The sequence below is a fragment of the Chryseobacterium sp. P1-3 genome (genome assembly GCF_000738495.1).
Taxonomy (GTDB): Bacteria; Bacteroidota; Bacteroidia; order Flavobacteriales; family Weeksellaceae; genus Chryseobacterium; species Chryseobacterium gallinarum.
Genome location: NZ_JPEQ01000002.1, coordinates 193,980 through 206,012, shown reverse-complemented (window position 1 = coordinate 206,012; position 12,033 = coordinate 193,980). Strand labels below are relative to the sequence as shown.

At 32.7% G+C, this 12,033-nt stretch carries 6 protein-coding genes and 1 pseudogene; 1 reads left to right on the top strand and 6 read right to left on the bottom strand.

All coding sequences use genetic code 11. The features are described from left to right. Nucleotides 1-285: 285 nt before the first annotated feature. The 3 genes and pseudogenes from HX13_RS01610 to HX13_RS01590 form a co-directional block, all read right to left on the bottom strand. A pseudogene (locus HX13_RS01610) lies at nucleotides 286-3,766 on the bottom strand (protein O-mannosyl-transferase family). 1,397 nt (nucleotides 3,767-5,163) lie between these two features. After that, entirely contained in the window at nucleotides 5,164-6,066 is a 903-nt protein-coding gene (locus HX13_RS01595; protein ID WP_050019688.1) for an aromatic alcohol reductase, read from the bottom strand. A 90-nt stretch (nucleotides 6,067-6,156) separates the two neighbouring features. Continuing rightward, nucleotides 6,157-7,083 carry an AraC family transcriptional regulator gene (locus tag HX13_RS01590; RefSeq protein ID WP_128572153.1) on the bottom strand — a complete coding sequence of 309 codons (927 nt, stop codon included), beginning with the start codon at nucleotides 7,081-7,083 and terminating at the stop codon, nucleotides 6,157-6,159. Between the two features lie 575 nt (nucleotides 7,084-7,658). Between HX13_RS01590 and HX13_RS01585 the strand changes: the two genes are divergently transcribed. Beyond that, nucleotides 7,659-8,315: a hypothetical protein gene (locus HX13_RS01585; protein ID WP_050019686.1), complete on the top strand. Its 657-nt coding sequence runs from the start codon at nucleotides 7,659-7,661 to the stop codon at nucleotides 8,313-8,315. 275 nt (nucleotides 8,316-8,590) lie between these two features. Here HX13_RS01585 and HX13_RS01580 read toward each other — a convergent pair whose 3' ends face one another. The 3 genes from HX13_RS01580 to HX13_RS01565 form a co-directional block, all read right to left on the bottom strand. Beyond that, on the bottom strand, nucleotides 8,591-9,862 hold the full coding sequence (locus HX13_RS01580) for a helix-turn-helix domain-containing protein (RefSeq protein WP_050019685.1): 1,272 nt from the start codon (nucleotides 9,860-9,862) through the stop codon (nucleotides 8,591-8,593). 56 nt (nucleotides 9,863-9,918) lie between these two features. Then, complete coding sequence (locus HX13_RS01575; RefSeq protein ID WP_050019684.1) at nucleotides 9,919-10,338, bottom strand: hypothetical protein; 420 nt, start codon at nucleotides 10,336-10,338, stop codon at nucleotides 9,919-9,921. 739 nt (nucleotides 10,339-11,077) lie between these two features. Further along, nucleotides 11,078-11,965 carry a hypothetical protein gene (locus HX13_RS01565; protein ID WP_128572152.1) on the bottom strand — a complete coding sequence of 296 codons (888 nt, stop codon included), beginning with the start codon at nucleotides 11,963-11,965 and terminating at the stop codon, nucleotides 11,078-11,080. Nucleotides 11,966-12,033: the final 68 nt, after the last annotated feature.

The window sequence follows — 12,033 nt, the reverse complement described above, 5'->3', positions numbered from 1 at the left end:
AAAATCACAAACTGAACGAACACCATATCGCTGATCTTTCTTATTACTGTCTTCCGGCAGTAATTTTTTTTTGGATTAAATTCAAAATAAAATACTTTAAAGCAAAGGCTGACATTAAGATCAGCCTTTGTTTACTTATTGCTCATTGTAAAATAAATTTACAATATGTGGAACGTCTTTCAACTTAATTTCAATATTTTCTCAGTAATTCTTTATGCCCCTTTGTGTTGAATAATCACCAGATAAGCAAAAAGATAATATTATTTCAAAATGCACAGCAGGTTATTATTGTGTTGCTTTTATCATCGCATTGGTTATCTGTTCTTCTTTTTCTCTGGCATACGTAGAGTCATACTCACCCATTATATCAAATAAATATTGGTAAAAAGGTGTGATTCTCTGTACATCTTCAGGTTTATTGATTGCTTTTTCCTTCATTTGCAGTCCCTTAATAAATACATTGAACTTTTTGTCAATCGGTTCTATAGAACGTACGAGATAAGCATATCCTTTATCTTTTTGTCCTAATTTATTAAATGCATTGGTTACGGCTGCAACTACCATAGAATATTCCATTGGTTTAGCCCGCATCTGTTTTCTGAGATATTTCTGGTCAGAAGGATCAAGACTTAGATAATAATCATATTCCTTAAAGATATCTTTTTGGAGATCCTCTGCCATTTTCACTGCTTTGGTTTCCTGACCTGCAAGAATATATCCATATACTATAGAGCTTAGTGAGCGGGGATCATTATATTTTTCAGTCGGAATTTCTTTAACAGCAAGGTCAAGGAGCTCAGTTGCTTTTTCCTTCTGCCCTGTCATGGCCAAAGCTTCTGCAGCCCTGCTTACAGAGGTTCTATAGCCAATAATATTAGAAGTTGCTGTTTCGTCGTAATGAATATTTTTGTTTTTAAAATTTCCCCATTTGTAGTTTTTCACAATATTATATAATAAATTTCCATCTACCCGTCCCATTTCACCACCGCTCCCCGCAGGGGTGCTTATAGGAACCAAACGGTATGTAAAACCATCAAATTGCAGGTAATTGTCAAGGTAAAAAATATTTTCACTGTCATAAATTCCTCCTGAAGAGAAGTTTATAGGACGTTTCCAGTCAAAATTAGCAAGCATGTCCAGCATCATAAGATTATTCTTATACATAGTACTTCCTTTATAATCAATTATGATCTGGTTTGCTGCGATTGCCACGTCAGAAACACTCATAATTCCTGCATTTACAGCATTTTGCTTATTAACCGGAAGAATAAATTTAGACACTGGAAGGAAGTTGTATTTTTCATATCGTTCTTCTCCGAAAATCATTTTCAGGATCTCATCTTTCTCAGGGGATTTATATTTAATAAAATTCACGGCTTCCTTCAAAGTCATTGAATCCTGAGTAAGATATTTTCTAAATTGCTGAAGTTCAGTTTCAGGAGCTCCCTGTTCTTTAAGATTTGCAAAAATACCTTCCCAATCCTCTTTCTTTACCAGATAGATCTGATCATTTACTCCATCTTTATAATCTTCACGGGTTAATTGCCCCGGGATAGGCATTGCATTATAGGTTTTGCGTTTTACCTGATCTATATTCCATGGCGTTGCAAGCAGTGTAAAGTTTACTGTTTTTACATCATCCCTGAATCTTTCTGTTTCCTGAATTGCCCATACCGGGAAAGTATCATTATCTCCGTATAAAAAGACAATATCATTTTTAGGCAGTGATTTCAGGAATGAATAAGCATAATCATAAGCTGCGGATTTATGGCTGCGGTCATGTGCCGTATAATTCTGGAAGCCCATCATAAAAGGAATTCCTAACAATACAACTCCCAATGCAATATTAGCACCGGCGGATTTGATTTTAGACTGTAAGAACCATAATAAAGCTCCTGCTCCCAATCCGATCCAGATGGCAAAAGCATAGAATGACCCCACCATAGCGTAATCTCTTTCTCTTACTTCAAAAGGTTTTATTCCTGTATAAAAAACAATCCCTACACTGGTCGTAATGAACAGCGCCAGTATTGCATAAAAACGGTTAAAATCTCTATTGAGCTGGAAAAAGAAACCAATCAGACCTAAAATAAGGGGTAGAAAAAAGAAGGCAACCGTACTTTCATTTTTGAATTTTGCAGGCATTTTATCCTGATTTCCCCACATTGCATTATCGATAAACGGAATTCCCGAAATCCAGTTCCCATTAGTAATTTCCATATGTCCTTCCAGATCATTCTGCCTTCCTACAAAATTCCACATAAGATATCTCACAAAATAATATCCGTTTTGAAAGCTGATGAAATACTCCATATTCTGGGCAAAAGATGGTCTCTGAACATTAATTAGGTTGTAAGGTTTTACTTTTAAATAATCTGAAGCCGTGATTGTTTTATCTTCATACTTTGCTCTTAATTCATCAAATATTTTTTTGGCTTCAGGGTTATCTGCAATGTCCTCGTTACCATAATTGAATGTAAAATCCGGAGCACCATACATTGATATATAATTAGCCATGACATCCTTATCTTCATTGAACATTCTAGGCATTAAGCTTACCTGAGACTTACTGAAAACATAGTTAAAACGGTCTCCGATTTTCCTGTACGTTCCGGTTTTTTCATCTTTTTCAAAGATTTCCCCGGTTTTCTGTGTTTTAAAACTTCCGTCTTCATTTTTCTCAATCCCATTCGCATCAAGGAATGCAGTATAGTTTTGCCCGTAAATGGTAGGCCAGTCTCCATACTGCTCTCTGTTATAATAATCCAGCATACCAATGGCGGTATCAGGATCATTAAGGTTCATTGGCGGATTGGCATTTGCCCTGATAGGAATTACGACCCAGCATGAAAAACCAATCATCATATAAACAATAGACAATGTAATCGTCTGATATATACCTTTTTTTAGTTTTCCTTGCATATTTGATCAGGAAATAACAGATCGCTACCATTAAAATAAATGCTGCAATAGTTCCTGAATGGAAAGGCAGCCCCAACCCGTTTACAAAGAATATTTCCAGTTTACCAAACAGGGTCATGATCAGCGGGAAAATACCTTTAAATACGATAGCCAGTATAAGCAGTGTAATAAGGTTCGCCCAGATAAAGTTTTTCCAGGTAAATGTATAGTTTCGAGCATAATAGATCAGGCAGACTGCAGGGATTACCAGCATACACATCATGTGTACTCCTACGGAAAGACCTATGATATAAAATATCAGAATAAGCCAGCGCTCATTATCTTTTTCTTTATATTCATTTTCCCATTTGGTGATGAGCCATAGCAGCAAAGCAATAAACATACTCGCCATAGCATACACTTCCCCTTCTACAGCAGAAAACCAGAATGTATCTGAAAATGTGAAGCAGAGTGATCCTATTACTCCTGCGAAAAGAATAGCGGTCTGCTGGCCTTTGGAAATATCTTCAAATTCTTTTTTTAACAGATCTCTAAGTATATGAGTAATGGTCCAGAATAAAAATAGTATGGTAAATGCACTGCACAGTGCTGACACCATATTAATCACAATGGAGTAATTAGCCTCATTTCCGAAAGCAAATATACTGGCAACAGCTCCTACGATCTGAAAAAGTGCTGCTCCGGGAGCATGGGTTACTTCCAGCTTCACTGCAGAAGAGATGTATTCTCCACAATCCCAGAAACTCAAATAATGTTCTATAGTAGATAGATACGTGATAAGAGCAATACTGAACATTACCCATCCTAAAACGGTATTCCATTTTTTAAAAGACCAATTCTTCATTTATAAATTAATTTCTGATAAAAATTCCTGAATCAAAATATTTATTTAACTTCCTGTTATCTGATTTCCTACTAATGTTTTTAATAAAACCGGATCTGAAATTAAATATATGCCGATTGCTAAATTCTCAAAGATACTTTTTTTTTTCAAACTATTTTTTAAAAATAAAATATTTCCAAGCTCTCTTAATAACCGCAAAAGAATTTTGTGTTTGGAATAATTCAGCAATAAACTATTTTGGAAAAATTGTATTCTTTATGGACACTATACCAATGCAGCAGCAGAATCTTTTAATGCTAAAATCAAAAACTTCGGAATGCAGCCTAGAAGGGTAAAAGATAAATCGCTTTTTCTATTTAGGTTGACTAAACTTTTGCCTGGCCCCCCGGATTTTGGATCAGTAGCAAAAGTTAGGGACATAATAAACTGGGTCTGAATATAAAAAATTCTGTTCATTATTGATTAGCGTCAAAATTATTGAGATCGTTTTTCACGCAAAGTTTTAAAAAATAATGTCTATTTCAAGTAGGCAAAGAAGGCAGCATAGCTGCTGACTAAGCGCATGCAAAGTGTTCGCTTCATCAGAAGCGATTAAAAATCGATTCATTTCTTAGCTGACTTAAAATAAAGAGTATCAAAAAGAAACCTTTACGTGAATTTTAAAAATTAAATAGATCTAAATATTACAAGACCACAACTTTTGCGTTGGATCCAATTTTGTTAGCGACTTTTTGGAACAGCTATAAAAACAAAAAATGCTGTAAAACATCTATTTTACAGCATCTTATACTATTCTGATATAGTAGTTGCGATCCGGACGGGACTTGTACTTTTTCAAGAAAAGCCCTATCCATAAGCTTTATGCTGTTTTCTTATTTTATAGGTCACCGAATAGGTCACTTTTTTTAAATTAAGATTGAGAGCGTCTGTTTTTAACTGGTGCAAAGATATAGATATTTTTATTTTCTACAAATAAATTAAGTGCTTTTCTTTTTAAACAACTGTAAAGAACAGACTATCAAATATATTTTTTTGGTAAAACACTGATTTTACGAGAAAATCCATTGATAACACTAATTCGTAAAAAGATGTAAAAGAAGATTTTCCTGAAATTTTACACTTAATTTTTATAAAATCGTATACAAGGAAGGCCAAAGATCGAATGACATAGAATTTGGACAATTACAATTCTTGGTGAAAATCCCGCTCTCTGAAGTAGCTAGGGATACACTTTTCTTTTACCCCCTAATCCATCAAGATTTTCATGATATTATTCAGCAGTTTGAGAGAGATGCTATTGATTAGTATTACAATACAATTATATCTTTTTTACTTAATTTGGCCAGTTAATAAAACGCCAGTACCTGACTTAAATTCAGGCACTGGCACTATTTACTTTAAATTACTAAATTGTTTTTGGCCCATTCCAAAATTCCTATTGTTGGAATGTTTTGCTGATGATTAAAAGTTTTTGCCATTGGCCAGTTAACACCTGGATCGGTAAACACCATACGATATTTGTGAAAAATATTGTCAGGCTCACTTTTGATTGAATTTTTCAAATGTTCATTGTCCCAAATAACACGTTTAAATGGTTTATCGTAAAGCGTTTCCGCATGTTCGGCAATTTGAGTGAACGTTGCTGTTTCTCCTGCTATAAATATCACTTCATTTGTAATCTCGGGTTGATAAAATAATACTTCGATGGTCAATTTACCAATGTCTTCGCAGCAAGTAAGTGTGAGTGCATTATCCCAAGAACCTAATGCATAAATGGTCTCATTATCTAGGCTTACTACACCAAAATCTTCTCTGAATAGAAAGCTCGTAATCATACCCGTAGAAACAATAACCCATTTGGTTTTGGTTTGAGCACGTAATAAATCTCGTACGTCTAATTGTTCATCAAAAACGGGCTGAGCACTACCACGACCTATTTTATCATAATCCACACCAAATTGCCAAGGGATATAACGAATTACGCCACCAGCAAGCACCGCTTCAGTAATTTTTACTTGCATCCCTTTACCAATAGAGAAACCACTGCAACAGATGACAGTTTCATATTTAGAGAAAACACTTGCCAACTCCGCAACACTACTTCCTACCAAATCAATGGTTTCTAAAATAATATCGCTCAGCACAACATTGCCTGATAAATCTTTTATGGCTGTCGTTCCTGGTTGTACCAAAGCAGCAATATGCAAGTCTACCTGATGCGCTTGTTTATAATCATAAAGTGCCTGCAACATTGACAAACCGACCTCTCCGGTGCCAATAACTAAAAAAGATGATTTCATTGTTTAATTATTTTTTAATTTTCTGATGCAAAATTAGCTTGCTACAGCTGCCTAGTAGGTGCAAAAAAACAGACAACACTTGCAAAAATCCTATTTTTGACGATATTGTAATGGGGTGTGGTTGGTGTGTTTTTTATAGAAATTAACGAAGTGAGATGTTTCTTGAAAATGTAGACTCCAAGAAATTTCTTTGATGGAATAGTTTGAATGTCGCAATAGTACATCTGCTTCTTCTATAATACGTTCGTGGATTAATTGTTGGGTTGTTTTTCCAGTTACTTCCTTTAAGGTTTTATTAAGATTGTCTACTGTACAATTTAGTTTTGCAGCAAAGTATAAAGGTGCTTTTCCTGCTAATGGATTTTCCGGATTGATATTAAAGAAGGCTGTTTCTAGTTGTTTAAAAAAGCGTTCGTCCAAACTGTCTTTGTTGAGTTTTAGTACATAATTTTTTGTAGAAATTGTCTTTTGAACGTGATGGATAATGTCAAAAATCCGTCCTCGAATGACTTGTTCTTTAAATAGATAATCGGAATTATTTTCTGATTCAATTTGATGAAATAATGCTGAAAGATGTAGATAATCAATTTCAGATAATGAATGAGCAAATACCTTTCTCCCCTGAAAAACAGGCCAATTTCTAAGATTGATTTTAGTTGTTTCTCTCAAAAAGTTTTCGGTACAAATGCAATAGATTCCTTCAAAGTTTTCGTCATTGGTATGAAAAGAAGAGCGTGTCAATGGATCAGTAAAAACAATCGTGTAACCAGATATCCATATTTCATTGCCATTATTTAGATATTTGGCATCACCTTTTAGTAGTGCTATTTTATAGAATGGTTTACGTTGCAAACGTTCACAAGCCGACAAATCTATTTTCAGTTCTGCCCAATATAATAAATCAAAATGTCCAGTATAATTTGTTTGGCTAAATTCTTCACGATCTGTATATTCATTGTAAAATAATTGAATTTCTTGTTGGCTCATATTTAAAAAAATTATCTCATTTCTTGACAATTTATGCTTTTTTAGGGGATTTTTTTGACATCAATAAGGATTATATTTTTTCGTGAAATAATTTATTTATTTGAATTTTCATTTTTTTGCTTAGCATTCTTATTAAGAAGAGTTGAAGTAATTGATTAGAAGTTTCAAATGAGTATTTCTTTTTTAAGAAAGTACCGAGCTTCTGAAAACCTCAGTAACAAAAATTTTACTTCTTCTAATATAACAATAATCAATTAGTTATATAATTACGGTACAAATATGATACAAATGGACATATAATATATATTACTAAAAACTTTTAATAATCAGTAAAATATTATGTTATTTTCTTCTTTAGAAATTGCACTTCAAGTATAAAAGTGTCAATTAAAGTGTATATTTCAATATCATTTATTATCAAATATATACTTAAATACCTATGAAAAAAAATAAAACGGAAAAGGTTCACAGAAATAGGCTTCGGAATAGAGATTTAAAACTTCTTTGGGGACTATCAGGTGGTATTTGTGCTTATTGTAAAAGTCCATTTATTGATATGGAAAATTTGACATACATTGTACATCAAGCACATGTAATAGCTAGAAGTGACAAAAGCTTACCTAGCTATAGAGACATTCCTTTGGCAGAAAAAAGACAGGTACGAAAATCATTTTCTTCTACACCCTACATGCCATGAGGAAACTAAGTATTGCTCTTTAGAAGAACTTCAGGCAATAAAAGAGAATCACGAAAGACATGTGAGAGATACATTAACCGGGACTTACCATCCCTTTCCAATAGGAAGAGGTAAGTTTGCAAAATATCCGCATATTACCTATTACCCTATTGAGAAAAAATTCAATCCTCTAAAATCCTATACATCTATTCTTATTTCTACAATAATGATAATTCTACTATTACTTTATATAATTTATATAGATACTAAAAAACTTGATTCACCGCTCGCTTTTTGTATTATCTTAATTGCTTTCATGCTATTATTGATAACGAAAGCAATAAAAGAGATAAAGCAAAAACCTAACGAAATTATATATGAAGGAAATTGTATTTTTACTGGATGTAATGGTAAAGTCAATATTAGACGCCCATCACCTGTTTGGGATGCAATTACCAAACAAACTGTTCCAGAACCAGGAATAGGCATTTGTAATTTTGACCACACTCATACTTTCACTGTTTCACGAGATTTATCTATTTCTAACAGAGGCGATTATCATGATTTCAAAATTATCATTACTTAAACGACTGACTATTTTTAAAATTAGGATCACACATACCTGAAAAACAATTGGCTATAATAGTATAAAACTGATTAATAGCAGTAAACATACATATTTTTTTCTTATAAAAACAAAAAGCCAGTCCTTTACTAGTGGTAAGGGACTGGCTCTTGACATCTATTTATTTAAAGCTTTTAAAACTCTTACTAAAAAAAAATCTTAAACAGTTTTACATATAGCTCAAAAATTGATCTAAAAACATTGATTCAAAATTTAACTTATAAAATCTTATTTTTTTAGTGACCTTTTAATAAAAACTGTTTTTGAATCTGTAAAACAGACTCTTTTGAAGGGTAAAAACTAAAGTAATCTAAAACTTTTAAAATTATAGAATTTGAAATATTTACACCTCCTTCTAAAATTTCTAATCGGGTATATTCTTCATCAATAGTAATTTTATTGGCCTTTGTTGTTCTAATATTTATAAATGGCATGTGATTCTCGGCATCCAAATGTAATCTCCTATCTTTTAGCTCATTAAATATAATAGAAACTCTCACCCCCTCTTTATATAGTCCTTCTATTGTCAAGTGCTCAATAAAGACAAATAGTTGAGTGAGATAATGTATAATAGTCGTATAATAAAATAAGTATTGTCCGGAAGGAAATTTTGACGCCCACCCCCCTCTCAAGTAATCTCCTTCCAGCCAGTCCTCTACAAAGCTATTGATCATGCAAAAATTCTCTGATAAGTGCATTCTCCACATTTCTTTTCGAGCTCCTAAATCAGAAAAAGCCTGGTAAGAATTCTCAGCAGTAATTAAACTGCCTTCCTGTATCGTTCTGGGAATAAATGGTAAAGTCCATGAAGCCTTAACCTGTGCCTTTTCCACAACTTCCAAACATCTCTTGAGACTATTTAAGTTACCCTTTTGCAGAGGAGTTATATACACTTCGCAATTACCTTTCGACTTTATTAATTTATATGAGGATGTTTGTTGAAAAGCTTTTATTTCAGCATCAAATATTTCTTCATGAATATTTGGAATTGTATATCCAAAACTTTTTCTGCGTTGCATTAATCTAACCGCAGCTAACTCAATGACATCTCGCAAATCGCTTACGTTTGAAATAGCTGCGCTTTCAGGTCGTTTATTTGTATTTCTATAATACAAAGTACTTGCCCTCATTTCTCCATCTAAAGTTTTTTTACAAAGTGTAGGAATTTCTTTGAAAGAGAAGATTTTAATTACCACATATTTTAATCCGTTTTGGTCTTCCGGAAAATATACATTAAAATCGACCATCGGTTCAGCATATTTTGAAACTTGATCTCGCATTTCATCAAATTTATAAGTATTAATGTTGTTCTGATCAACTCCGACATTAATAAATTTATTTCCATTTTCTTCAATTCCGATTATAATGTGACCACCATCCGGTAGATTTGACATTGCTAAAATATCTTTTGTCAGTTTTTTATAATCCCAAGGAGTGTTTGCTTTAAAATCTAATGAAGGGCTTTCTGTTTGGCCTTCAATCAATCTCAAAAAATCTTTTGTATTCATTTAACTTCAAATTTTATTAAAATATTTCAAAAAAATTTCATCATAAGTGATGTATATTATTTAAATTGAAGTAATTCTTCTCTTAACATATAGGCTTTAGGGGAACTTCTTCTGACTAGAAAATCTAAAATAAAAAGAAAGTCGCTTAAAATATTTTTGTCTCTTTTTATTTTACCACCATATCTATAGAATGCCTTTTCAATTAATTTTTCTAAAATATTGTTATCGACCTGTTCAGCATTTTGGCTTTGGAGCATTGGCACAATCCATGATATTGAGTCTGGCATAAAATTATTAAATGCAATACCACTTAAAAATTTAATGGATGAATTAATTCTGTTGAATCCTAAAGTAGTTATAAAATTTTTGAAATACAAACTTTTACCTTCCAATACCGACCATTTTTCAGAACTCTCTACCCAGTTAATATCGAAAAGAAAAACTGGTAAAAAGATTGCATTCCTATTGCTGATCATCCATTTTTCGAGAAATTCCCAAAATATCCAGAAGTTTTCGAGCTGAATTCTATCTATTGTAGTTCTAATAAACTCTTCAACTAACTCATATATAAATTTTAAATACTCATCAGAAATACTTTTTTTCTGATGTTTCTACAATAACATCAAGTAATTGTTTAAAAAGAGGTATAGATAGTTCTGTCGGCTGATTCAGCAGATATCTCGGGTAATAAAAAGTGAACGCATGTCGGCTTTCATAAAAATCCAGCATGCTTGATTTGGGATTATTCAAAAAAACTTATATGCAATGTTAGAACATCCTGTATGAATTTATGATGAGCGGGAAGAGTCGTATTCCAAGGGATAATGCGTAGCATATCATCCAAATACCACTGAGTATGCAAATCCAATGAAACGATAATTTCCTCCGGTAAATCTATATTTCCATTGACAACAGAATTAATTAAGAGTTCAGACCAATTGTTTTCATCCGATTTATGAAGCTCTCCGACACTTAATTTTCCTTGATGATATAACATTCGGTTTCTCTCGATTTCTTTATTTTGTTCTTGCAGAATTTCGACGGCTTTAGCTAGTCCATACCAACAATTTAATACAAAACGCCGGCTCAACTAATGCTAGATCATGTACAACTGCATGTTGCAAAGCGATACGTTCTCTTTCATCCAATCCTTTTAAAAGCAGACGGAAAACTAATTCTTTAACCTTCAATTTTAAAATCTGATCAATATTAGCTTTAAAAAATATAGCATAGTCCTTTTAGAGGAGCTATGTTATCCAGTAAATCTAAATTAATAGTATAAGAATCTTTATTCGATAACTTCTCCTCTTCTAAGTTAATGATAGTTTCGCAACACCATACAATTTCTTCAGGTTGAAGCTGATCTGAAAAGTCACGAAGAGCAATAGATGCCATAGTACCAGGAGATACCATGATTTCCCGTTCACTATCTAGTTTTAAAATAAATTCATATCCTTTTTTCCAAGTTTCATAATTATAATCAGCAACCTCTTTATAGTCGAAAGCATTTCTTGCCCAAGTCGTATTAGCTGTTGGAATTGTATAATTTGTCCCGCTTTCTACTAAATTTCTAATTGTATCATCATATCCGGGAACTATCTGAACATAATTTCCGTTTTGATCAAAATGCTTAAATTCATATTTTCTGGCATCCATATCAAATAAAAACTTTTTAAAAAGCCAATCATCTTCCTTAACATTCTCCCACATTTTGTCAACCTGTTTATATAAAAGTTCATTAAAATCTCTTTGATAAAACATATAATCAGCAACAAATCCAACTAGGCCGATATAGTATTTGTTGCGATGAATCCTGCCGTTTGATGCAATTCGTTCTTTTCTTTCGAATTCATTATCATTATAAACATTGTCTCTAATCATATCTGAAGTAGACCTTGTAGAATCCCATTTAAAAAACAATGGAATCCCTAAAAGGGAGACAGAAGTTTCGTCAACCAAAACTGGAAATGCTTGTAAAATACTAGATACCACACCTAAAACAGCAACATTATTAGACTCTCTGATTAATCTTTCTAAAAATCCTTGTGCAGTTGTAAAATCTTTTCTATCCGAAATCTCTAATAAAGTTTTTTCCAGAGCCATCAGTGATGATATTACAACCTTATCATAAATTAAAAACCCTCGGTACATAGACCAATACTCATAATTTC

What these genes read in the sequence shown, in the direction of transcription:
- HX13_RS01580 (WP_050019685.1), bottom strand. Translation starts at nt 9,862, where the DNA reads ATGAATACAAAAGATTTTTTGAGATTGATTGAAGGCCAAACAGAAAGC.
- HX13_RS01595 (WP_050019688.1), bottom strand. Translation starts at nt 6,066, where the DNA reads ATGAAATCATCTTTTTTAGTTATTGGCACCGGAGAGGTCGGTTTGTCA.
- HX13_RS01565 (WP_128572152.1), bottom strand. Translation starts at nt 11,965, where the DNA reads ATGGCTCTGGAAAAAACTTTATTAGAGATTTCGGATAGAAAAGATTTT.
- HX13_RS01575 (WP_050019684.1), bottom strand. Translation starts at nt 10,338, where the DNA reads ATGATCAGCAATAGGAATGCAATCTTTTTACCAGTTTTTCTTTTCGAT.